Annotated in this window: 21 protein-coding genes; 12 read left to right on the top strand and 9 right to left on the bottom strand. The window is 63.1% G+C overall.

Annotation, left to right across the window (positions count from 1 at the left end; all coding sequences use genetic code 11):
• On the bottom strand, nucleotides 1–497 hold a 497-nt coding region (locus tag OXH56_10150; GenBank protein MCY3555669.1), incomplete at its 3' end, for a lactate racemase domain-containing protein.
• A 242-nt stretch (nucleotides 498–739) separates the two neighbouring features.
• On the opposite strand from OXH56_10150, the gene OXH56_10145 reads away from it, so the two are divergent.
• The 3 genes from OXH56_10145 to OXH56_10135 all read left to right on the top strand — a co-directional run bounded on the left by OXH56_10145 (nucleotide 740) and on the right by OXH56_10135 (nucleotide 2,792).
• Nucleotides 740–1,591 carry a hypothetical protein gene (locus OXH56_10145; GenBank protein MCY3555668.1) on the top strand — a complete coding sequence of 284 codons (852 nt, stop codon included), beginning with the start codon at nucleotides 740–742 and terminating at the stop codon, nucleotides 1,589–1,591.
• A 236-nt stretch (nucleotides 1,592–1,827) separates the two neighbouring features.
• On the top strand, nucleotides 1,828–2,361 hold the full coding sequence (locus OXH56_10140) for a hypothetical protein (GenBank protein ID MCY3555667.1): 534 nt from the start codon (nucleotides 1,828–1,830) through the stop codon (nucleotides 2,359–2,361).
• 14 nt (nucleotides 2,362–2,375) lie between these two features.
• Nucleotides 2,376–2,792 (top strand): DUF4440 domain-containing protein, encoded by a 417-nt coding sequence (locus OXH56_10135; GenBank protein MCY3555666.1) that lies wholly within the window; start codon nucleotides 2,376–2,378, stop codon nucleotides 2,790–2,792.
• 69 nt (nucleotides 2,793–2,861) lie between these two features.
• Here OXH56_10135 and OXH56_10130 read toward each other — a convergent pair whose 3' ends face one another.
• The 6 genes from OXH56_10130 to OXH56_10105 all read right to left on the bottom strand — a co-directional run bounded on the left by OXH56_10130 (nucleotide 2,862) and on the right by OXH56_10105 (nucleotide 10,977).
• Nucleotides 2,862–3,926 (bottom strand): Ldh family oxidoreductase, encoded by a 1,065-nt coding sequence (locus tag OXH56_10130; protein MCY3555665.1) that lies wholly within the window; start codon nucleotides 3,924–3,926, stop codon nucleotides 2,862–2,864.
• A gap of 83 nt (nucleotides 3,927–4,009) precedes the next feature.
• Nucleotides 4,010–6,721, bottom strand: coding sequence for a M14 family metallopeptidase (locus tag OXH56_10125; GenBank protein ID MCY3555664.1), 2,712 nt, complete (start codon nucleotides 6,719–6,721; stop codon nucleotides 4,010–4,012).
• 36 nt (nucleotides 6,722–6,757) lie between these two features.
• Nucleotides 6,758–7,585 (bottom strand): phytanoyl-CoA dioxygenase family protein, encoded by an 828-nt coding sequence (locus OXH56_10120; GenBank protein MCY3555663.1) that lies wholly within the window; start codon nucleotides 7,583–7,585, stop codon nucleotides 6,758–6,760.
• Between the two features lie 13 nt (nucleotides 7,586–7,598).
• A complete protein-coding gene (locus OXH56_10115; GenBank protein ID MCY3555662.1) occupies nucleotides 7,599–8,450 on the bottom strand; it encodes a phytanoyl-CoA dioxygenase family protein in 852 nt (283 codons plus the stop codon).
• A 51-nt stretch (nucleotides 8,451–8,501) separates the two neighbouring features.
• A complete protein-coding gene (locus OXH56_10110) occupies nucleotides 8,502–10,265 on the bottom strand; it encodes a peptide ABC transporter substrate-binding protein (protein ID MCY3555661.1) in 1,764 nt (587 codons plus the stop codon).
• Between the two features lie 160 nt (nucleotides 10,266–10,425).
• Nucleotides 10,426–10,977 carry a biotin transporter BioY gene (locus tag OXH56_10105; GenBank protein MCY3555660.1) on the bottom strand — a complete coding sequence of 184 codons (552 nt, stop codon included), beginning with the start codon at nucleotides 10,975–10,977 and terminating at the stop codon, nucleotides 10,426–10,428.
• A 147-nt stretch (nucleotides 10,978–11,124) separates the two neighbouring features.
• Here OXH56_10105 and OXH56_10100 point away from each other — a divergent pair, with 147 nt between their 5' ends.
• Nucleotides 11,125–11,991 (top strand): sugar phosphate isomerase/epimerase, encoded by an 867-nt coding sequence (locus OXH56_10100; protein MCY3555659.1) that lies wholly within the window; start codon nucleotides 11,125–11,127, stop codon nucleotides 11,989–11,991.
• A 6-nt stretch (nucleotides 11,992–11,997) separates the two neighbouring features.
• Here the strand turns inward: OXH56_10100 and bcp are convergent, their stop codons facing one another.
• Nucleotides 11,998–12,456: a thioredoxin-dependent thiol peroxidase gene (gene bcp, locus OXH56_10095; protein ID MCY3555658.1), complete on the bottom strand. Its 459-nt coding sequence runs from the start codon at nucleotides 12,454–12,456 to the stop codon at nucleotides 11,998–12,000.
• A 31-nt stretch (nucleotides 12,457–12,487) separates the two neighbouring features.
• Nucleotides 12,488–13,123 carry a tRNA (guanosine(46)-N7)-methyltransferase TrmB gene (trmB, locus tag OXH56_10090; GenBank protein ID MCY3555657.1) on the bottom strand — a complete coding sequence of 212 codons (636 nt, stop codon included), beginning with the start codon at nucleotides 13,121–13,123 and terminating at the stop codon, nucleotides 12,488–12,490.
• A gap of 199 nt (nucleotides 13,124–13,322) precedes the next feature.
• Between trmB and OXH56_10085 the strand changes: the two genes are divergently transcribed.
• The 8 genes from OXH56_10085 to OXH56_10050 all read left to right on the top strand — a co-directional run.
• Nucleotides 13,323–14,168 (top strand): histidinol-phosphatase HisJ family protein, encoded by an 846-nt coding sequence (locus OXH56_10085; GenBank protein MCY3555656.1) that lies wholly within the window; start codon nucleotides 13,323–13,325, stop codon nucleotides 14,166–14,168.
• 29 nt (nucleotides 14,169–14,197) lie between these two features.
• A complete protein-coding gene (locus tag OXH56_10080; protein ID MCY3555655.1) occupies nucleotides 14,198–15,400 on the top strand; it encodes a trans-2-enoyl-CoA reductase family protein in 1,203 nt (400 codons plus the stop codon).
• Between the two features lie 99 nt (nucleotides 15,401–15,499).
• Nucleotides 15,500–16,843, top strand: a complete 1,344-nt coding sequence (locus tag OXH56_10075; protein ID MCY3555654.1) for a nicotinate phosphoribosyltransferase — start codon at nucleotides 15,500–15,502, stop codon at nucleotides 16,841–16,843.
• Between the two features lie 9 nt (nucleotides 16,844–16,852).
• Nucleotides 16,853–17,584, top strand: coding sequence for a UMP kinase (pyrH, locus tag OXH56_10070; GenBank protein MCY3555653.1), 732 nt, complete (start codon nucleotides 16,853–16,855; stop codon nucleotides 17,582–17,584).
• 116 nt (nucleotides 17,585–17,700) lie between these two features.
• The gene (locus OXH56_10065; GenBank protein MCY3555652.1) at nucleotides 17,701–18,750 is read left to right on the top strand and encodes a hypothetical protein; all 1,050 of its coding nucleotides are present in this window, start codon (nucleotides 17,701–17,703) and stop codon (nucleotides 18,748–18,750) included.
• Nucleotides 18,751–18,832: 82 nt separating this feature from the next.
• Nucleotides 18,833–20,272: an NADH:flavin oxidoreductase gene (locus OXH56_10060; protein ID MCY3555651.1), complete on the top strand. Its 1,440-nt coding sequence runs from the start codon at nucleotides 18,833–18,835 to the stop codon at nucleotides 20,270–20,272.
• A gap of 166 nt (nucleotides 20,273–20,438) precedes the next feature.
• Nucleotides 20,439–22,268, top strand: a complete 1,830-nt coding sequence (locus OXH56_10055; GenBank protein ID MCY3555650.1) for a hypothetical protein — start codon at nucleotides 20,439–20,441, stop codon at nucleotides 22,266–22,268.
• Between the two features lie 61 nt (nucleotides 22,269–22,329).
• Nucleotides 22,330–22,527 (top strand): hypothetical protein (locus OXH56_10050; protein MCY3555649.1); only part of this gene is annotated, 198 nt, incomplete at its 3' end.

Genomic DNA, 22,527 nt, shown 5'->3' with positions numbered 1-22,527 from the left:
ACACGGTGTTCCCGATCGACCGCCTCGACGAGCTGGCCGCTGACGGCACCATCGTCCGGGTCCTCGGCGTCGAAATTGACCAGTTGACTGGGATGGAAGGCCTTCATAATGCGCTTGCCCAGCATGGCGGCCATTTCGTGGGTTTTCATCTTGCGGTGCAGCGCGACCGCGCACATGAGCTCGATATTCTCCTGCTTTACCCCGTAACCGTAAAGCATGTCCAGCAGCGTCTCGATGGCGAGCTGTCGGATGTCGGGCGGCGCGGTAGCCGGAAAGGGTTGGCAGTTGTCGTCGAAGGCGATCAGAACCCGGCTGTTCGCGTCGACGATTTCTTCGAGGGGCGGCATGTCCAGTGGGGATTCGAAGGCCGCCCTGACCCGGTCCGGAATGTCTTTGTTCGGAATGCCCGGCAGCGGCGGCGGCGGAAAGAAAACCGACCCCTCGTCGGGCAGTTCGGCGTGGATGATGTTGTTTCCGGAATAGGTAAGGTATTTCATCGCGCACTCCGCGTTTCGGGAACATCCTTCAGCCAGCAGGAGATCTGGAAGAAAAGTCCTGCGGCCGTCCGCCCGGCCCGATAGCAGTTTGGTCAACGGTCGGGTTCTTTTAAAGCCGGGTTCAATCATTATAGACGCGGATATTCATGGTATCAACCGATTAATCGCGCGTTCGATTCGAACGCTAACGCCGTGACCGGTACCGGTTATCGGCCCCCATCCTCAACACCAGGGAGTACGAAATGTCGATATTCGACCGCAGCCTGTCCCGAAGGGGATTCATGAAAACCGGAATGGCCGCGACGGCCGCGACCGCCGCGACGGCCGCGACGGCCGCGGGAAGCCTTGCCGGTATGCGCAGCACCCACGCCGACCAGGTCGCCCATGCCACCTTCGCCGCCCACAACGCCCAGGCTGATCAGGAGAGCCGCGACCCGGGCAGCGATGAAGACCCCTACCTGACTCTACGGAACACGCCCACGCCCCTCATCATGGACGCGCTGACCCGGCTCGGTTACGACCGCGCCCGCATGGCCATGTCCCGCGCCGTGCGTCCGATGTTCATGGCCAGGGGCACCATCGCCGGCCCGGCGGTGACGACGAAATACGAAGAAAGCGACATACCGACGACGAGGGACGATATTCGGGCCCATGTATTCCGTCCGGTCGATGAGGCCGGGCCCGGGTCGATCTGGGTCACGGCCAGCGGCACCACGGAAATTCTCAGCATGTTCGGCGACGTGATCGTGCTCTCCTGCAGGCAGCAGGGCCTGGCCGGGCTTGTAACCGACGGCGGCTGCCGCGACATCGAGGGAATGGAAGAGGTCGGATTGCCCGTCTACGCGGCGGGCACCTGCCTCTACGGTCCGGGTTCGGTCATCCGCCCGGTGGCCGCCAACGTGCCCGTGACCTGCGGCGGGATCGAAATCTCGCCCGGCGACGTGGTCGCCGCCGACGTGAACGGCGTAATGGCCTTTCCAAGCGACGCGTTGACGGACGTTGTTCAAAAGATTGGCGAGCTGGAAGAGAAGGAAACCCGTTCGCGCCGGGCTATCGAAGAAGGCCTGCCGTTGGAGACGGCGTACGAGTTCTAGGCAGTAGCCCGTCAAACCGGAACGCATGGCCCCGGTCACGGCATTCGGAGCCCCGGTCAAGGCAATCGAAGCGCCGGTCATGGCAATCGAAGCGCCGGTCACATCCCGGTGGACTTCCAGGGCGATTCCGGGTTATATTGCTCGTTGGTATTCAGTTCGTTCATGCAGATCGATCCGCAACAGTCATAGGGGTCAATGGGCATGGCCGAGGGGAACCTCCACCGGAGTAAACAGACTTGAGGACGTCACGAAGGATTGGCTTCATTCTGTGCATGGTCATCGCTGCCGCGGTTACGGGTTCCACCCATGGTCAGGGCGCGGAATTCGCCTTCCACGGCGGCCAGGCCGTCGAAGAATACGAGCGGGGCGGGGGCGGCAGCCTGGTCGTCAACCTGCCGACCGGCATCCGGACCGTTCACATCGGGGCACGGGCGACCTATCATGTGGCGAAAACGGAGGACGAGGGTGAGAAATCCCTGCTGCTGTACGGGGTGGACGCGGGCGTGACGCTGGTATCGTCTCCCATTCTGGTGCGCGCGATGATCGGGGTGGGACGGGCGCAGGACTCGGAGCAGACGGTGACCCGGAACGATGATACCCGAACGGCCACCACCACGACGACGAATACCTACTACGCGCAACCGGGTGTGTTGATCGGGGCGTCCCTCGGCCCCTTGTCCGTGGGGATCGAGGGCAGATACATCAACCTGGAGAAAGGCGTGAGTACAGCGGCGGTCTACGCCATGGTCGGCTTCAAGGTCGGCCGGTGATCCCGGGGTTATCCATGACGATACAAGAGGCGTGCCGAAGCGAAATCGACGCGTTGCACCGGTGTTTCGAAGACTGGTTCAACGGTTGCGTCCCCAGGACCGCGGAGACCTTCAGCCGAATCGATACCGCCCTCGGCGAGGACTTCGTAATCGTCATGCCACAGGGCAGTAAAGTGGAACGTGGACCGCTGCTGAAGGGTCTCTATGATGCCCACGCCGGCCGGCAGGGCATCCGTATCTGGATCGAAAATGTCCGGGTACTGGAAGCAGACCGGGCACTCATCGTCGCGGAATACGAGGAATGGCAGACGGAGGGCGGTGAGACGACTTCGAGGCACAGCACCGCGGTCTTCCGCCGTGATGAGGAGAAGCCGAACGGGCTGGAGTGGCTACGCGTGCACGAAACCTGGTTCGACCGCCGGTCCGCCTGACCGCGCCTGAAAATACGCCCATCAACGGCTTTTTGTGATATAGATCCAGCAAGCATCGCGTGGATTGATTCAAAACCGCGTGGATTCGAACGCTCCATAGGGTGGCTCAACTTCGAATTCCCGTGCGATGTCTTCCAGTTTCCTGCGGTGGTCGTCGCTCAACGGAACGCCTTTCGCCTCGTTCTCCCTTTCCCACCGCCACTCCATGCCACCGGGCAGCTCCGCGTGGGGCATGCCCGGGAACGGCCGCATTTCCCGCGCCTTCGAAATGAAGTCGTCCAGGGTCCGCTCGAACTCGTCCAGATCCATGAAATGATCGACCTTCATGGCCAGCAGGAAGGCGCCCTGGTTGGATTCCCATTTTGAACGGGGCGGTTGGAATTCGGGCTTCCAGATGCCGGCCAGGATGCCGCCGAGGGCCTGTAGGGCGACCGCAAGACCCAGGCTCTTGGCGAAGAGGGCAAAGTGTTCCTGGAAGAGTTCGTCCTTGTATCCCATGAATACCGCGGCCATGTCGAGCACCAGGGGAGGCTGGTTCCGCGTGGGGAAGGCCAGGCTCATGGGTGAGCCGCCGCTTGCGGACATGATTACGTTGTCGGGGTCGAGGGCGACGCGGTGGGTGGACAGCGCCCATCCCACGCAACCGTGCTCGAGGGCCATGCGCGAGTAGTTTCCAGCCGCGCCGAAGTGGTAGTGGTTGCGCGTGGTCGCCGCGCCGAGGCCGTGGGCGAGCGCCTTATCGATGGCGGTCGCCATGCCCCGGTGGGACGGGCCGTACCCCATGCCCCCGTCCCCGTCAAGTACCAAAACGGTCTCCGATTCGCGTACCGTCGTCACTTCGGGACGCGGGTTCACCTCGCCGTCGCGAAGCTTCGGCAGATACCCGAGCGCCTGCTGCGTGCCGTGACTGTACACGCAGCGCCTGTCGGCCGTGGCGAGTATCCTGCCCATCAGTCCCGCTTCCTCACGGTCCATGCCGGCCGAAACGAAAAGCTCCGCAGTGAATGCCGCATGGGATTCGTACGGTACCCTGATGCCATGGTCCGGCGGGGTATTGCGCATGGGAATGGTGGTCATGCTTCGCACCGCCTTTCTGTTGAATCCGCGATCGTCCCAGTCGTGCCACTCCGTCACGGCCGCGCTGCTCCGTCACGGCCGCGCTACTCCGTCACGGCCGCGCTACTCCGTCACGGCCGCGCTACTCCGTCACTGCCGTGCTACTCCGTCACCGCCGCTCCCGCGTGGGCAGGGCCGCGGAAGATCGCGTTCATGAACAGGATGTTCAGGCCGTCCATGTAGGCCCTGAAATTGGGGTCGGCCGTGAATCCGATGGCCAGGCCGCGGCCGTGGCGCTCTTCCATGAGCAGGGGCTTGTAGGCCAACTGCGCCGTGCTTCCTTCCCAGGCGAAACCGCTGGCGACGACTTCGTTGGGACCCAGGAACACCGCCACGTTGTTGCCAGCGTCCAGCTTGAGCGGCTTGAAGATCGAGCTGCCGCTGACCAGTGCGTTCACGGTACGGTCCCTGCCCGCCGCCAGCCAGTGGTCCGGATCGAGCCCGGCCTTGAGGAGCACGCCCTGCGTGGCCGGCGGTGTAGTATCTTCAGGATGCAACGAATGAAGGTACTCATCTTCCGTCTCGAAAATGCGTCCGGAAGAGCTTCCGTCACCGGAATCGCCATTGCCGCCGTCGCTGTCTTCTGCGGCCGCGTCCTCCCTGGTCGTCGAGAGCAGGCCGGTCGATTCTGCCGCCAGGAAAGCCGTGGCGCCGGCCCCCAGTCCGACCACCGTGCCGCCGGCGCGCACCCAGTCCCTGATTCGACGGGTTCCCCGATCGCCGAGCACGGTGCGGTAGGTGCCGCCAAACCCGGGATCCGGCAGCAACAGTACGTCGAAGTCTCTCAGGTCGGCCGTGGCGAGCTGGCGCGTCCGGATGACAGTGACCGGGTACCCGATCTGGCGTTCGACCACGAAACGGGTGGCGCCCGCGTTGTAGGCGCGGGTGGGACGGTCCCACGCAAGGGCGATGCGCGGCTTGCGCATGAAGACCACGTTGTTACTGCCGAAGTTGGGTCCTTCATCGACCCACCCGGTGTCCGTCGCGATGACTTCCGCACCCGAGGACGTCGCGATGCCATCCAGGGTCTCGTGCAGGTGATCCGGGTTGTCCTTGACCTTGAAGATCAACGTGCCGGACGGATAACGCCGGTCTCCCTGCACGAAGGCCAGGTCGGTGCTGAATACCCGGAGCCCCGCCCGGTGCGACGCGGCCAGCAGGCGTCCGGCGGCCTGGGTGCCCCACGGCACCAGGTAGGCGACTTCCGCCCGGCCACCCTGGATCGAACCCGGTGGGACAAGGTCAGGATCGACCAGTGCGAGGTCGCCTTCGACCATCCGGTCCGCGGCCACGGCCTCCACGTTGTACATCAGCGGGAACGACCACGCGGTCACGTCGTAGATCTGGTCGCCCATGCCCTTGCTCCTGCGGCGCTCCTGCTCCTCGATGAAGTCGTCATCCATGGGAACGTGCTGGTCCAGGAGCGTGCGTACAAGGCGCTTGGCCGGTTGGGCGAGGGAAATGACGTAACTGCCCGCGGGATAGGTCTCGCCGCCCGACCGGAATGCCGATCCGGCCTGCAGTACCTCCGCGCCGTGATTGGCCATGAGCCAGGCCAGCTTGTCCACGCCCGAGGTATTGCCGTCCGGCCTGCGCGGTAGTATGTAGGCCCGGATGTCCTCGCCGCGGCCTTCCTCTATCGCGGACAGCCGGTAGGCGTAGAAGTCCGCCAGGAGTTTCTCCCGGTGAATCGCGGCCGTCTCGCTGGTGGCGATGGACGCCACGAAGTGGTGCCGGATCGTGTCCCTGAAGTGCATGACCGACGCATCGCTTCTCCGGACGACGAGTCCCCGGGCCGATGCCTGTTCGTAGGTCATGGCCACGCTGCCGTAGTAGGACGGCCAACTGGCGCCGTAACCCGGATAGAAGGCGTCGAAGATCTCCCGGGTAAAGTAGGAGAACCCGTAGTGGTCGAACCACTTCGCGTTGTTCCTGCCGAAAAGCTCGAGATTCTCGCGCTGATCACTGGCCAGGTGCGGATTGTAGGGTATCGCCTCGGGCGCGAAGTAATAGGTAGTGTTGGATCCCATCTCGTGCAGATCGACGAACACGGGCGGGTAGTAGTCCTGCAGGACCCGCACCCGGCCCAGGGTCTCGGGATGGTTCAGCGCGATCCAGTCGCGGTTCAGGTCGAAGTAGTAGTGGTTGGTCCGCCCGCCGGGCCACGGTTCGTTGTGCTCGGCCGCCAGCGGACTGGCGTTTGGCTCCAGGCCTTCGGCGATCTGGTAATTGTGGACGAACCGATCCCGTCCGTCCGGGTTCTGGACCGGGTCGATCATCACGATCGTCTCTTCGAGGATATGCTCTACGACCGGGTCGTTACGGGCCGCCAGCAGGTGGTAGGCCGTTAGCAGCGCGGCATCCCCGGGGGAAATCTCGTTGCCGTGAACGGCGTAGCTCAGGTTTACGATCACCGGTAGCGAAGCGATCAGGCTGTCGGCACTCGCACGGGGCGTTATTCTCGGGTCGGCCAGCCTTTTCATGCCCGCGCTGACTTCCGCCAGCGCGCCAATCCGTTCCGGCGAACCCACGAAAGCATAAACGAGCTTACGCCCCTCCCATGACCGGGCGTACTCGAGTATGCGCACCTGGCCGGGCACCGCCGACTCAAGCGCTTCCAGGTACTCAATCAGTCCCGCACTGGGCGTGATCCGGTCCCCGATCCGGTAGCCCAGGACCTCCTCCGCGGTGGGCACGGAAGGATCGTACTCGGTGCCGGGCCAGTATTCGAAGTCCTGCGCGCCTGCTGCGCGGGGGATCATCCCGGCGAGTAGAACCAGGCAAAAAAGCGGCAGGACGATGAGCCTATTCATCAATGTACCTCCTCGCAAACGGTCTGGGCGGTTCGTTCAACTTACCACATTTGGCCAGGAAACTTCATTGGAGAAAATAAGCGGGTTCTGTGTATTGTCATCCAGCGGGTCGCCGATTTGGATCGTATCCAGGATCCGGTTCGGCAGCACGTTGGGGATGCCGTTGAACGTGCTGTGGTCGGGCATGTACGCGCAGGTGAACGCACGGCGCGGATGGGGCGTCATGTTTGCGTTGGCGGCATGCACGATCAGCCCGTTGTGGAAGGAACATCCGCCCGCCGGCATGACCACGGGCACGGGGTCCATCCGGCCGAGATCGGGGTAGGCGTCGAACATGACCCCCACCTGATTCCCCGCCGCCGGAAAGTCGTCGCGCCGCTTCCTGTGTGAACCGGGCATGAAGAACATGCAGCCGTTCTGAAGGGTGACTTCATCCAGGGCGACCCAGATGGTGATGGCGTGTTCCGACGCGAAGGACCACTTGGTATTGTCCTGGTGCCAGGTGGTGGGATTGGCCCAGGGCAGCTTGGTCAGGACCTGGTCGTGCCAGATCCGGATCCCGTCGACCCCCTCCAGGTCGGCCGCCATCTTACCCAGCCGACCGTCCAGCATCAATGCGCGGACGCCTTCGTGATCCATCCACAGGTTGATCCGCTGCCGGAATACGGATTCGTCATCGGCCGTTACCTTCCTGGCCAGGTGGTAGGAACCTTCGGGCAGCCTGTTCCGGTCCCTCAGCGAAACCGCCTCATCCACTGCGGACCGCCAGGTCTCCAGTTCTGATGCGTTCAGAAAGTCTTCTATGATGAGAAAGCCGTTTTCCCGGTAGGAGGCAATCTGCTCGCTCGTCAACAGGTGGTTCATTCATTGCGCTCCGTCACGCGGACCAGACCCGGGGAAACAGGTCGCAGGCCATGGGGTCTCCGGGGGCGAGCCCGCCGGTTTCCGTAGGGGAAATCTCCCAGGGCCGCGTCGCGAACCGGGCATCGTCACCGAGCCAGCGGGTGGCGAGGACCCGGCGCGCATCGGTGAGGGACTGGTTGCCCGCCGCCCCGTGCAGCGTGCACATGTGGAATGCGATGACGTCGCCGGGTTCCATGTCCCACGCCAGGATCTCGTAGTCCTCCGGATGATCGTCGATGGGCGGCACATCCTCGAAGGGCCGGCCTTCGAGCATGGGTTTCGACGAAGCGTCCTCGATGGCGTAATTGCGCTCGGTGGCGAACTTGCGGGGTACGAACCAGCGGTCCCAGTCGTGAGAACCCCGGACGAACTGTACGCAGGACGCTTCTGAAACCGGGTCCAGCGGCATCCACAGGGATACGTTCTGGCGGCCGTTTACCGGGTAATAGGGCTGGTCGTGGTGCCAGGGCGTCCGTTTGAGCGTGCCGGGCCACTTGACCAGCAAGTGTTCATGATAGAAAACGGAACTCCGCGATCCCATGAGCCGCGCCGTCATGGCGCCCGCGGGCGAGTGGAACACGAAGTCGCGGTACTCGGGAATCCGTTGCCAGTTGCAGTAATCGTCGACGAAACCGCCCCGGTCTTCCTCGCCCGCCTTCAAGGTACCCGCGTAATCGCTGGGTTCGGCGAGGTTACGGGACACGCCGGCTTCCACGATGGACACCCAGTGCGGATCGAAGGCCTGCCGTATGCATACCACGCCGTCTTCCTGGAATTGCCGCACGATGTCTTCGGTTACAACCCCTTCGCCGTTCAAGTTACGCACGCTCCTTCCAATCGATCTTGCTCAGTGCCGACGTCTCAAGTGCCGAGGTCTTCAGTGCCGGGCGATGTACATTTTCGTATGCATGATACCGATCCAGGAAAACATTGCGTACCCGAACTTGTTGACTTCAAGTCCTTTCAGGTAGGGTTTCCGCAGGTCCACCGTCAGATTGTGGTACAGAAACGCGCCGCCCACGTCTTCCACGAGCAGCCGCTCCGCTTCACGGTACATGCTCATGCGTTTGTCGTGATCCATTTCATGCGCCGCCGCGTCGATCAGCCGGTCGAAGCCCTCGTTGCGCCAGTCCTGTCGCCCGAATCCTCTCGGCTGCGACCGCCAAACCATGCCGAGCAGGTTGTTCGGATCGGGATAGTCGGCATTGAATCCTCCCAGGCCCATGGGAATGTTCCATTCGTACATATTGTCCCGGTATACCTTGTCTTCCGATCCCCGCATGCGGAGTCTCAGGCCCAGCGCATTGCCGAGCATCGCCTGTATGGCCTGGGCGGTGTAGCTGATCTGGGGGTTGGTCTTGCCGATCCAGAAATCGATCGTTGGAAAACCCTTACCGCCCGGAAATCCCGCTTCGGCCATCAGGTCCCTGGCACGGTCCGGATCGTAGGCCTGGACGGACTGTATGGACGCGTCCGCACTTCCTGGAAACTTGGGCGGGAGCATGGAGTAGGCGGGCACGCCCGTTTTGCGCAGAACGACGTTGCACAACACCTCGCGGTCGATGGCGTGGCTGATCGCGCTCCGTACCCGGACATCGTCGAAGGGCGGCTCGCGGGTCTTGAAGAAGAGGTACCAGGTCTCAGGAAAGGCGTAGTACGACAGTTCGGATTTCAGGGTCGGATGGTTTTCGATGAAGGGCAGGTCGGTCAACAGGACCCTGAGATAGTCGATCTCGTCGTTCTCGTATGGCGGGGTGCCCGGGTGTCCCGTGGTGAAGATCTGGACGATCTTCTCGAGATACCCCTTGTGGGGGCCGGTATAGTAGGGATTGAGCGTCAGCGTGGCCTGCCTGCCCTTCTGCCATTCGGAGAGGGTGTAGCTCGCGTTTGCCACCAGGTTCCCCGCCTCGCTCCATCGTACCCCGTGCTTTTCCACTTGCCAACGGGGTACCGGTCCCGACCCGGTGAAGGCGACGATAAAGGGCAGATAGGGACAGGGCTTCTCCGTTTCGATCTCCAGCGTGAAGTCGTCCAGGGCGCGAACGCCCACGGTCGACGGGTCGGTCACACTGCCCTGGTTGTACGGGCGGGCGCCCTTGATTTCGTAGTAGAAGAAGGCGTAGGGGCTTGCTACGGCCGGATCGAGGAACCGCTTGTAGGTGTATTCGAAATCATGGGCCGTGACCGTGCGGCCATCGCTCCATCTTCCGTCGGGACGGAGTTTGAACGTCCAGCGCAGTCCGTCCGCCGACTGTTCCCACGAGGAAGCCGCCGCCCCGACGAGCTCCAGGTTCTTGTCGAGCATGACCAGGCGTTCGAACAGGGTCAGCGCTCCCTGGCCTTCGTATATGTTGATACTGACATCGAAGGTCAGCGGCTCGACCAGCGTATAGCGGAACACCTGCTGGTCCAGGGGCGCCGCGTCCGGCGGCATTTCTTTGCCGATGGAATTGACCAGTGGGACGGCGCCGGTCAAAACGGCGGCCGGCAGGAAGCAGCAGATGAACCCCACCAGGCAGGCCGCGACGGCGACGAGACGTCCCCGCGCGAACGAGGTCCTGACGGCGACGAGACGTCCCCGCGCGCACAGGGCCCGCACGCGCACGCTTGCGGACCGGACCGGTCGTGTCCCCTTCTTCATACCTGTTCCTGTGGCTGTCCTGTGCATGATGGAATCGACGCGGATCGCGATATTCCGGCAGACTAAAGACTATACAATACGGAAGATGGCGTGTCAACAGCAGGCTACGGTGTCCGGTGCGTACAGACAAGCGCGTTCGTTGTCTGATTTGTTGGAAGGCTCACGGGTTTTCCAGCCGGACATACTTCGACAGCGTCCGGGCGACGGACACCGCAAGGACGAGCTTGACCAGGCCGAAGGGGAGGAAGGGGATCAGGCCGACGGCCAGCGTGGCGGGCCAGGTGGTTTCCACGCCCGCGTAGAAGTTGAAATAGGCGTACAGGTACGAAAGACCGCAACCGAAGATGGCGACATGGCCGAGCAGCATACCGGCGACGAGATGGGGGATGCTGCTCCGGGAGAAACGGTCCAGGTAACTTCCGGTCAGGAAGGCGCAAAGAACGAACCCCACGAGGTAGCCGAAGGTGGGCGAGAGCACGACCGCCGGACCGGTCATGCCGCCGGCAAATACAGGGATGCCGGCCAGGCCGAGGCATACGTAGACGGCCTGGCTGCCGGCGCCCCAGCGGCCGCCCAGCACGGCGCCGGAAAGCAGGACGAAGAAGGTCTGCATCGTGATCGGCACGGGGCCGATCGGTATGTTGATATAGGCGCTCACCGCCGTCAGTGCCGCCATCAGGGAGGCCGTGGCCAATCGTACGTTCCTGGACAAAGTGATTCTTCCTGTCGTTCCGGCCGAACCGGGTTACGTTCGCATGCTCTTGGGGTGGCTGCTTTGCCTTGCTACCTCACGCAGGTTCATATACATTGGCGGGCGATTCTGTCAACGACGATTTCAAAAAGCAAAAGGAGTGTCGCGATGAGAGTGGGGATTCGCACTACGGGGCGTTTGAACGCCATGCCCTTCGAAGAGGTGTGCGCGTGGATGGCCGAAAAGGGGTTCGATACGATCGACGTGTCCCGGATCGACGGCGACATGGTCCGGACCGCCGAAGCGCACGGAGTGGCGATCGGCCAGGTGGACCTCGTCGCGGGCACGGAACTGCTGAGCGAAGACGCCGGTCAACGGGCGCAGGCGCTCGACGCATCCAGGGAGTCCATACAGCGTGCGGTAGACCACGGCGTTGCCAACCTGTTCTACGTCGCGCCGGCGCCAGTGGATCCCGCCCAGGGCCGCGAGGCGACCTTCCAGCAGTGGAAGCGTACAATGCCCGACATCGTAGACTTCGCCGAGTCCCGCGGGGCGACCATCGCCCTCGAAGGCTGGCCCGGGGGGTCGACCCACCATGAGCGGATCGGCGCCACGCCGGAGATGCTGCGGGCCATGTTCGAGGCCTGCCCCTCTCCCGCCTTCGGCATCAACTACGATCCCTCGCACCTGATCCGGCTGGGCGTCGATCCGATGCGCTTTCTTAAGGAGTTCGGCCATCGCGCCCACCACGTGCACGCCAAGGACACCGTGTTCGACGAGGAAGCGCTTTATCTTTACGGAAGAATCAAACCTTCCTTCGATTCACCGATGGCCTTCGGCGAGGGTTGCTGGCGGTATTGCATCCCCGGCGAGGGCCTGGTCGACTGGGCGCTCATCGTGAAACGGCTCGAAGACTTCGGCTACGAAGGTATTCTGAGCATTGAACACGAAGACGGGCGGTACTATGGATCGTGGGAACTGGAAGAAGAAGGTTTCGTCCGGGCTCGGGCGCACCTGAAACGGTACATGGTGTAGCGCCCCTCAGCCGGACACTTCGTTCAGCACCTTCTCCACGTGGCCGTCCACCTTGACGTTGCGAAAGATCCTGGAGATCCGGCCGTCCCCGTCGATGACGAAGGTCGACCGCTCGATCCCCATGTATTTCCGGCCGTAATTCGTCTTCTCCTTGTACACGCCGTACGCCGTGGATACGGTGGTGTCCGGGTCGCTCAGCAGCGGGAAGGGCAGGTCGTACTTCGCCGCGAACTTCTCGTGGGAAGGTAAATCGTCGCAGCTGACGCCGTAGATCTGCACATCCCGGCCCTGAAACGACGGGAAGTGATCCCTGAAGGCGCAGGACTCCCGGGTGCAGCCGGGGGTGTCGTCCTTCGGGTAGAAATACAGCACTACCGTCTTGCCCTTCAGGTCCTTTAGCGAAACGGGTCCGCCCTTGTCGGCCTCCATCGTGAAATCGGGTGCCGGATCGCCTGTCTGCAGCATAATTGAATCCTTTCTATGTAAGTCGGACCGGTCAGGGTTTGACGTACGCCCCGCGGTGAATCGCCCGGCCCTCCGCGGTATACTTCGTCTCGAAATTGGTCAGGTCGCGGCCCAGTTCCCTTACCCGTTCTGGGGTTTCCCTCAGTGCGTCCAGTCGGTCTGACGCTTCAAGCAGGGCCTGGATCTCTACGTAGTATTCGACGTAGTCCGTGGCGAAATCGAGGGTACCCCCCGCCGCCAGCGTGCGCACGATCTCGTCCAGAAACCGTGGATTGAACAGGCGGCGTTTCCTGTGCCGTTTCTTCGGCCAGGGATCGGGGAAGTAGATATGATAGGCCGAGACCGCCCCGTCGGGTATGAATCGCTCTACGAAATAAACGGCGTCGTCCCGCAGCAGGCGGACATTGGCCAGTTCCCGCCGGACCACCCGTTCCTTCATAATGCGGAAATAGCGCAGGGCCCGTTCTATGCCGATGTAATTGATATGCGGATAGGCCATGGCCGAATTGATGATGAATCGTCCCTTGCCGCACCCGATTTCGACTTCCACCGGTCCGCTATTTTCGAAAAACCGGTCCCACTGAACCTGGTCCTCGTTCTCTCGTATGCGGAATTCCACGTCGCGGGTCGCGTCCGCCGCCCGACGTGGTTCTGGGGAAAGGGTCATCTTTTCCATGGAAAGGCGCTGGGTACAGGGGTGGCAACCTGGATGTTCCACCGGGCAAATTAGGAATCCGGCGGTGCCCTGTCAAGCGATACGGACCGCCCAGAATTGGTTTGATTTTAGACCGGTCACTGGTTATCATTACCAGCACTTACGGCCGGCATCCCCGCGGCTGATTCCTCCTGCAGCACGAGGCTGAACCATGCTCGACTACCACATGCACGTGGAGAATTACTATCCCTTCGGCAGGACGGAGGACACCCGCCCGGACGGTACGGATCCGATGGAGACCATGCGCCTTTTCGCCGACTCGGCAACCGAACACGGCGTGCGGGAAATCGCCATCACCGAGCACGTGTACCACTTCGTCCAGGCCCGGGAGATCGTGGACAAGCCCTGGGCCGTGGACAAGTGCTTCTACGATATGGACGAATACGTGAACCTGCTCCAGTCCGCGCGCCGGGAGGGGCTGCCCATCAAGACCGGCATCGAGATGGATTACATTGAAGGCAAGGAACCCGTCATCGAACGGATTGTCGAGGGGTATCCCTGGGATTTCGTGCTGGGTTCGGTGCACTGGATCGGTGACTGGGGATTCGACATGTCCCTTTTCGCGGACGAATGGGACCGGAGATCGGTGGACCAGGCCTACCGGGACTACTTCCGACTGCTGGGACAGGCCGTACAGACCGGTTGTTTCAATTCAATGTCCCATCCGGACCTGATCAAGGTGATGGGACACATGCCCGAAGGCGACATATCGGATCTGTACGAAGCCTTTGCCGAGCAGGTATGCGGCCAGGAGGGCCTCTGCGTGGAGATAAGCTCGGCCGGCTTTCGCAAACCGGTGGGCAGGATCTACCCGGAGCGCCCCCTGCTGGATGCCTGCGCCCGTCGCGGGATCTCCATCACGACGGCTTCCGACGCCCACGTCGTGGAGGACATCGGCCGGGATTTCGACCGGGTCAGGACCCATGCGGCATCTTGCGGGTACGAGGAAGCCATGTCCTTTGACGGCCGGCGCGCGACGCCGGTACCCATTGAATAGGCATTTAAAACGGGAAGGGAATAGAACTTATGGCCACGGCCGTCATTGAGCCACGCATCCGGGGCTTTATCTGTACCACGGCGCATCCCGCCGGTTGCGCTTCGAATGTCAACGCCCAGATCCAGGTTGCACGGACTGCTCAGCCGGACCAGAAGAACGGCGCCGGACCGCTCCGTGTACTGGTGATCGGCGCTTCGACGGGATACGGACTGGCGGCGCGCATCGCGGCAGGCGCGATGTACGGCGCCGGCACGGTGGGGGTGTTTTTCGAACGCGAAAGCAGCAGTACCCGATGCGGTACGCCGGGATTCTATAACACCGCGGCTTACCACCGGTACGCGACGGAAAACGGACTGGTCTCCGCCAACGTCAACGGGGATGCCTACTCCCACGAGATCAAGCGGAAGACCGTGGAACTCGTCGCGTCCCGGCTGGGACAGGTGGACCTGGTCGTCTACAGCCTGGCCTCCCCGAAGCGCACGGATCCGGATACGGGCGAGACCTACCAGTCCGTACTCAGTCCCATCGGGGAGACTTACGCGGGAAAAACCATTGATTTAAGCCGCGAGGTCATCAACGAGGTCACCGTGGAACCGGCGTCGGACGAAGGCATCCGCGGGACGGTGGGCGTCATGGGCGGCGACGACCTGCGCCGGTGGAGCGAGGCGCTGCTCGACGCCGGGCTGCTGGCCGACGGCGCCCGGATCGTTCCGTTCTCGTACATCGGGCCTGCCCTGACCTGGCCCATTTACCGGAGCGGCACCATCGGCCGTGCGAAGGAACACCTGGAAGGGACCACGAAATCGATCGACGTCCGGCTCCGGTCATCCGTAGGCGGAAGGGCCATGGTGTCGGTAAACAAGGCCGTGATCACCCAGGCTTCGGCCGCGATCCCGGTCGTCCCCCTGTACATCAGCCTGCTATACCGAATCATGCGGGAACGCGGCCTGCACGAGGATCCGATCCACCAGATGGTGCGTTTGTTCGACGACCATATCGGCCCGGGCAGGACGCCGGCGCTCGACGGGGAGGACCGGATCCGCCTCGATGACCTGGAACTGGGCGGGCCGGTACAGGAGGAAATCAACTCGGTGTGGCCGACGATAACGACGGACAACTTCCGAGCCGTGACCGACTACGATGCGTACAAGCGGGGTTTCCGGCAGCTGTTCGGATTCGAAGTGGACGGCGTGGCGTACGACGAACCGGTCGAACTGGAAGCGGAGATTTAACGAATCGCCTGGTCAGCCTGGTCAGCCGCGCCAGCCTGGTCAGCCAGGCCGGCCGGGTTGGCGCCGGAAGCAGCGCCGGGTTTCCGGGGACGGATCTGCATGAGCCAGAAAGGTTCCTGCCCGATTCACTGGTCGCCTTCGCTGGCAACCGACCTGTACGAACTCACGATGGCGGCCGGCTATTTCGTGAACGAACGCCGGGAAAGGGCCACCTTCGAGTTATTCGTCAGGGACCTGCCGGCACGTAGGTCATGGCTTGTCGCGGCCGGGTTGCGGCAGGCTGTAGACTACCTGTCCGCGCTGAGGTTTTCCGCGGACGACATCGATCATCTGAAGACGTTGCCGCCGTTTCAACGCATTCCGGACGCGTTTTTCGATTACCTGTCTTCGTTTCGCTTTTCGGGAGATCTCTGGGCCGTACCCGAAGGGACCGTGGTTTTCGCCGGCGAACCGCTGATTCGGATCACGGCACCGATCATCGAAGCCCAGATCGTCGAGACTTACCTGCTGGCCACGATAAACCACCAGACCCTGGTCGCCACGAAGGCGGCGCGTATCGTCGAAGCCGCGGCGGGCAGGGGCGTGGTGGAATTCGGCAGCCGCCGGGCCCACGGCCCCGAGGCGGGACTGATGGCGGCCCGGGCCGCGGTCATCGGGGGGTGCATCGGGACGTCCAACGTGGAGGCGGGACGGCAGTTCGGCATCACCGTCTACGGGACCGCCGCCCACTCCTGGATCATGACCTTCGAAAGCGAGTTGGAGGCTTTCCGCGCCTACCATCGCGTTTTCCCCGGGAGCACCACGTTGCTGCTGGACACATTCGACCCCGTAGAGGCTGCCAGGCTGGCCACCAGGATAGGCCCGTCCTTGAAGGGCGTGCGGCTCGACAGCGGAGACCTGGCCGGACAGGCGAGACGGGTCCGCGGCATCCTGGACGAGGCCGGAATGACGGAAACGAGGATCATGCTCAGCGGGGACCTGAACGAATTCCGAATCGCTTCGCTGGTCGAAGCCGGGGTACCTGTGGATCTCTTCGGCGTCGGGAACGAACTGGTCAACTCGCCGGACGCGCCGTCCCTGAGCGGCGTTTACAAGCTGTGCGCGATGGAAACGCCTTCCGGTACGCGGCCGGTTTTCAAGCTGAGCGAAGGAAAGCAGACCCGGCCCTATGCCAAACAGGTGTGGCGGCTGCGCGACGGGCGCGGGGAGTTCGCTGAGGACCGGGTAACCCGGGACGGCGAATCGGCCGGATCCCCGGAATTGGAACCCCTGCTCGGTCCTGTCATGCGCGGTGGCCGCCTTGACGGGCCGATGCCGGACCTGTATTCGGCCAGCCGCAGGACGTCATCGCAACTGGACAGCCTTCCTGCGCGCTATAAAAGAAGGGAAGGCGCGGCGGCCTATCCCGTCCGGTTCAGCGCGCAACTTTCCGCCAAACGATAAGGAGAACCCGTGCGTTACAAACGAGTATTGGTCAAACTCAGCGGCGGTGCGCTTTCGGGTCAAAACCCCTGGGGATTCGATCCTTCCGCCATCGAGTACATTGCCAGCGAGGTCATGAAGCTCCATGCCGCGGGGGTCGAGGTGGGTATCGTGGCGGGCGGAGGCAACATATTCAAGGGCGAACTGGGTCAGGACTGGGGCATCGAGCGGGCGGAGGCCGACAACATCGGCATGATCGCGACCGTGATCAACAGCATGATGCTCCGGGGCGCACTGACTTCACGGGGGGCGGGCGACGTCCGGGTCATGACGGCCATCCCCATCAATACCGTGGCCGAACCCTATATCCGGCTCCGGGCCGTCCGGCACCTGGAGCACGGCTGCATCGTCCTCCTCGCCGCCGGTACCGGGAATCCGTACGTGACCACGGACTATCCATCAGTACTGCGCGCCCTTGAGCTTCGGACCGAAGTCCTGCTTTCGGCCAAGAACGGCACCGACGGGATCTATACGAGCGATCCCCGGGAAAACCCGGACGCCCGCAGGTACAAGGTCATCAGCTACGATTCGGTCATCCAGCACGATCTCAAGGTCATGGACCAGACGGCCGTGCTGCTGGCCCGCGACAACGGGCTGCCGATTCACGTCTTCGACTTCAACTCGCCCGGCGCCATGGAACGGATCTGCCGGGGCGAGGACCTCGGCAGCCTGATCACAAGGGGGGCGGACCAGTTCGCCTGACCGCGGCCGATTCGTCGAACTGACGCCGTTTCAACACGACGCCGTTTCATCATGACGCCAATCCATCGACGTGACGCCAATCCATCGACATGACGCCAATACGTTGTATCAGTCTTTTGTTACTGGTATGCGCCGTCCTGTGTTGCGGCCGCACAGCGGCACAGGAACCGCCCTTCGCGCTGGAGAACTTCTACAAGGGTGTATCCTGGGTGGGCGGCCGTTGGGAGATGCCGGAAGACGCCCTGCCCGCGGCCCGAGAACTGGGCATCGAATGGCTGGCGCTTACGCCCTTCGGATGGATGGAAAACCACACTACGCCGTCCGTGCGGTTGAACCGGCGCGGACGATTCTGGGGGGAGACCGACCAGGGACTGCGGACGACGGCCAGGAAGGCCAGGGAACTGGGATTCCGGTTGATGCTCAAGCCTCACCTCTGGCTGACCCGGCCCGTGGACGACGGCTGGATCGGCGTGATCGATTTCACTACGGAGGCGGAGTGGCGCCAGTGGGAGGAGGATTACCGGACGTTCATCCTGCACTACGCCGAACTGGCGCAGGCGGAAGACATGGACATCCTCTGCATTGCCACGGAACTTTCTAATCCGGTGCGGTCCCGTCCACGATTCTGGAAGTCGCTCATCGCGGAAATCAGGACGGTCTACAACGGGAAGCTCACCTACGCGGCGAACTGGCACAGTGACTACGACGTGGTCGAATTGTGGCCCCACCTCGACTACATCGGCGTCAACGCCTACTTCCCCCTGACCGATCGTCATGGACCGAGCGTCACCGAAATCATGTCCGGATGGGAACCCCATATCGAGAACATCGGCCGGCTGGCCGACGCGCACGGCAAACCCGTGCTATTCACGGAAGTAGGTTACAAGAACTCACCCGGGTCGACCATCCGGCCCTGGGAATGGCCGCCGAGAAGACGGAATTGGCGCGGGGAAACCGACCCGGAAGTCCATCAGGTCGATCCGGACGAGCAGGTCAATGCCTACGAAGCCCTGTTCCGGACCGTCGGTAAAGTGCCCTGGTTCCGGGGAATGTTCATCTGGAAATGGTACCCGGACGCAAGCCGCGTAACCGAGGACCGGATTGAATTCAGTCCCCAGAACAAGGAAGCGGAACGGGTGCTGCGTCGATGGTACGCCGTACCGTGATGAAAGCATAAAGGCAACCGGCGGCCTGCGCGCCGCGGGCTGTCCTCGTGTTGACGCGGCCTATTATTGACAGGATGACGACATGCCGAAGCATTTTCGCTACCGTTCGCTCGAGGATCTGCAACAGGATATCGATCGCCTCGGATTGAACGAAGATATCCCGCTGACCGAGGACCTCGATCCGCTCTGGCGCCCCATCCGGTTCGGGGACCGCACGATCGGCAACTCCATGGCCGTGCACCCCATGGAGGGATGCGACGGGCACCTGGACGGCTCGCCCGACGAGCTGGTATTCCGCCGGTGGCGGCTGTTCGGCGAGGGCGGGGCGAAACTGATCTGGGGCGAGGCCACGGCCGTGACGGAGGAAGCCCGTGCAAATACCCGCCAGCTCTGGCTTCACGATGGCAACGCCGCTTCCTTCGAGGCGCTGCTCGCGCAGACCCGCGAGGCCCACCGGACCGTCCATGGCCGCGATGACGACCTGGTCGTAGGGCTGCAGCTCACCCACTCGGGCCGATACAGTTATCGGAAACCGCTGATCGCCTTCCACGATCCCGCCGCCGACCCGGTCACCCTCGTGGACAAGAAGCGCAAGATACCGGTCACCCCGGACTACCCGGTGCTGACGGATGCCGAACTCGGCCGGGTGGAGGATGCCCTCGTGGATACCGCGGTCCTGGCCTGGAAACTGGGATTCGACTTTGTGGACATCAAGCAGTGCCATCGCTACCTGCTCTCCGAACTCCTGGCCGCGCGGCTCCGGAAGGGCGACTACGGCGGGAGTCTCGAGAACCGGACGCGGCTGGTCCGGAACGTGATCGGACGCATTCGCGAGGAAACGAAGGACGAACTGCCGCTGGCAACCCGGATGAACGTATACGACGGCATTCCGTACACCACCGATCCGGATTCCGGAACGGGCACGCCCCGTGCGCCCTACCCCGTACCCTACCTCTCCGGGTTCGGCGTGGATGCCGACGATCCGCTGCATGAGGACCTGACAGAACCGGTCGCCGTCGCCGGCCTGCTCAAGGAGGCCGGGATCCGCATGATCAACGCCACCATGGGAAGTCCCTACTACAATCCCCACGTGGGCCGTCCGGCCGAGCGGTCTCCGGTGGACGGCTACGATGCCCCCGAACACCCTTTGTTCGGCGTGGCGCGGCACTTCCGCGCCGCCGCCGCCCTCTGCGCGGCGCATCCGGAACTCCATATTGTGGGCACCGGGTACAGCTGGCTGCAGAAGTACATGGTCAACGCGGGTGCGGCGAATATCCGGGACGGCCGGGTGACCGTCATGGGATCGGGCAGAGGCGCGCTGGCCTATCCCGATTTCGCGAAGGACGTGGCCGAGCACGGAGAAATGATCCGCAAGAAGAGCTGTATCACGGTCAGCTACTGCACCGCCCTGATGCGCGGGAAGCACAACGAACTCGGCCAGTTCGCCGTCGGATGCGTGCCACGGGACAAGATCTACGCGGACATCTACAAGGAGATGTTGGATACAGCGCCTGAACCCTAGGGACGGCGAATCCGCGAATCATCCGGACGGCCCGGACCACCCGGACCGACCGGACGGCCCGGACCGCCAGCCCGTAACGCTGAGGGCGGCCGGTATCGGCCTCCTCCTGTCGGGGCTCATCGGGCTCGGCACGCAGTACCTGGCCGATTGGGGCGGTTACGATTTCATGCTGTTCGCCCACCTGCCCTCCGGCTTCCTGATCCCCTTTCTGGCCCTCGTTCTGCTGCCCAACCTGATCTGCCGGGCCAACTGGCCGGGCAAAGCGCTAACCCGAACCGAACTGTTCACGGTCTTCGCCATGGGCTGGGCGGCGTCCATGATGCCCGACCTGGGCGTCACCCGCTACATGGTTTCCGCCATCGCGGCGCCCGCCTACTTCGCTTCGCCCGAGAACCGGTGGGACGAACTCATCCTGCCCCACTTGCCCCACTGGGTCTACCTGAGCGATTACGAATCGGCCCGGCGATTCTACGAAGGCCTGCAGCCGGGCCAGGGGATCCCGTGGTCGGTCTGGATGACCCCCGTGTTCTGGTGGCTCTGCCTGTTCGCCGCACTCCTGTTGATCGGCGCCTGCATCGTGGTGATTTTCCGCAGGCAGTGGATGGAGTACGAACGCCTTCGATTCCCCCTGGCGGAGGCGGGCATGCGGCTCATCGGGGAATCCGAAGACGACCGGGCTCGGCCGGGACCCGGACGCGGCGGCAACCGGCTGTTTCTGGCGGGGCTGCTCCTCACCTTCTCCGCAATGGCCTGGAATTGCGCGGCATACTCCGGCGCCGTGCTCATGCTGCCCATTCATCCGGGGGCGGTGGCCACCCTGGAAATCGCCCCCTACTTCCCGGGCATACCCCTGTACCTGAACATCTACGCCCTGTGCTTCGCATTCTTCGCACCCGCGGAGATCCTCTTCAGTCTCTGGTTCTTCCAGCTGTTCGGTGTGCTCGAACAGGGGCTGCTGAGCCGAATGGGCATGTTCTCCACGAGCGGCAGCGTGGTGCAGGGCGGACTGACCGGCATGCAGTACATGGGCGGCGTTATCGTCTTTGCGGCATGGCTGGTCTGGATCGCAAGGCGCCACCTGGCCTCGGTGTGGCGTGCTGCATGGCGACCCGTCCGGGACGATGACGAGGCACGGGAACTGTTCTCTTACCGGTGGGCGCTCATCGGCCTTGGGGGCGGTTCGGTGTTCGCGGTGCTGTGGCTGTACAGCGCCGGACTCTCTATCACCGTGGGTGTGCTCTTTTTCGCCGTCATGTTCACCTTCTACCTGGTACTCGCCCGGGTGGTGGCCGAATCCGGCCTGGTCATGGCGGAACTCACCGTGAAACCGAATTACTTCACGGTCGGCCTGATCGGGACGGCCTCCCTGTCGATGCGGGATATCAACGTGATGGGCATGGCCAACGGTTTCGCGCGGAACTGGCGGACCTTCACCCTGGTCGGGTTTTCGCACATCGCGTGGCTGAAGAACCGGCTGGAAGGCCGCGGCCGCGGATTGTTCGGCTGGATTTGCCTGGCCATCGGCGTCAGCGCCGTGGTCTCGGTCGTCTCCCTGGTCCATTCCGCCCATACGTTGGGCGCCAATAACCTCCATACCCAGCCCGGCGGCCTGGGTACGTTTTTCTTCGGACGCACCATCGTCTGGGCGACCAATGCCGCCCAGATCGGGGTCCTCGAAGCCCTGTTCCTGCTGTCCGGCGTGCTGATCAACGGCCTGGTCATCGCCGGCAGAGCATTATTCGCCTGGTGGCCCCTCCATCCTGTCGGCATGGCCGTCGGGGACGTGGGCGGCGTGGTGAGAAACGCCTTTCTGCCGATTTTCCTCGCCTGGCTCCTGCAGATCATATTGATTCGCATCGGCGGCGTACGCATGTACCGCGCCGCGCAACCGTTTTTCACCGGAGCGATCCTAGGGTTTCTCCTGGGCGTCGTCCTGTCCCTGGCGGTCGATGCGGTCTTCTTTCCGGGGACCCCCCACAGGACGGAATGGTACTAGAAGGTGACGTGTTCGCGCTGCGTGTGCGCCGTGCGTCGTGCGTGAAAAACAGGATAGAACGATGAGCGAACTGATCCCGGTCGGCGTGTCCGAAGTCGATGTAACCCCCGACTACCCGGTGCGTTTGAGTGGTTACGGCGTGCGCAGGGAAGAAACGGAAAAGATCAAGGCGCCCCTTTACGCCCGCGCCCTGGCCATCGGCGCGGCGCGGCCGGTCCTGATGCTGGCCCTGGACAACTGCGGCGTGATCGAGTCCATG

The organism is Gemmatimonadota bacterium (genome assembly GCA_026702745.1).
Lineage (GTDB): Bacteria > JAAXHH01 > JAAXHH01 > JAAXHH01 > JAAXHH01 > JAAXHH01.
This window is presented reverse-complemented; position numbering and strand designations above follow the sequence as displayed.

Coding starts and splice junctions, on each gene's coding strand:
- OXH56_10145 (MCY3555668.1), top strand. CDS start 740: ATGTCGATATTCGACCGCAGCCTGTCCCGAAGGGGATTCATGAAAACC.
- OXH56_10135 (MCY3555666.1), top strand. CDS start 2,376: ATGACGATACAAGAGGCGTGCCGAAGCGAAATCGACGCGTTGCACCGG.
- OXH56_10125 (MCY3555664.1), bottom strand. CDS start 6,721: ATGAATAGGCTCATCGTCCTGCCGCTTTTTTGCCTGGTTCTACTCGCC.
- OXH56_10120 (MCY3555663.1), bottom strand. CDS start 7,585: ATGAACCACCTGTTGACGAGCGAGCAGATTGCCTCCTACCGGGAAAAC.
- OXH56_10110 (MCY3555661.1), bottom strand. CDS start 10,265: ATGAAGAAGGGGACACGACCGGTCCGGTCCGCAAGCGTGCGCGTGCGG.
- OXH56_10100 (MCY3555659.1), top strand. CDS start 11,125: ATGAGAGTGGGGATTCGCACTACGGGGCGTTTGAACGCCATGCCCTTC.
- bcp (MCY3555658.1), bottom strand. CDS start 12,456: ATGCTGCAGACAGGCGATCCGGCACCCGATTTCACGATGGAGGCCGAC.
- trmB (MCY3555657.1), bottom strand. CDS start 13,123: ATGACCCTTTCCCCAGAACCACGTCGGGCGGCGGACGCGACCCGCGAC.
- OXH56_10085 (MCY3555656.1), top strand. CDS start 13,323: ATGCTCGACTACCACATGCACGTGGAGAATTACTATCCCTTCGGCAGG.
- OXH56_10080 (MCY3555655.1), top strand. CDS start 14,198: ATGGCCACGGCCGTCATTGAGCCACGCATCCGGGGCTTTATCTGTACC.
- OXH56_10075 (MCY3555654.1), top strand. CDS start 15,500: ATGAGCCAGAAAGGTTCCTGCCCGATTCACTGGTCGCCTTCGCTGGCA.
- OXH56_10060 (MCY3555651.1), top strand. CDS start 18,833: ATGCCGAAGCATTTTCGCTACCGTTCGCTCGAGGATCTGCAACAGGAT.
- OXH56_10055 (MCY3555650.1), top strand. CDS start 20,439: ATGCTGTTCGCCCACCTGCCCTCCGGCTTCCTGATCCCCTTTCTGGCC.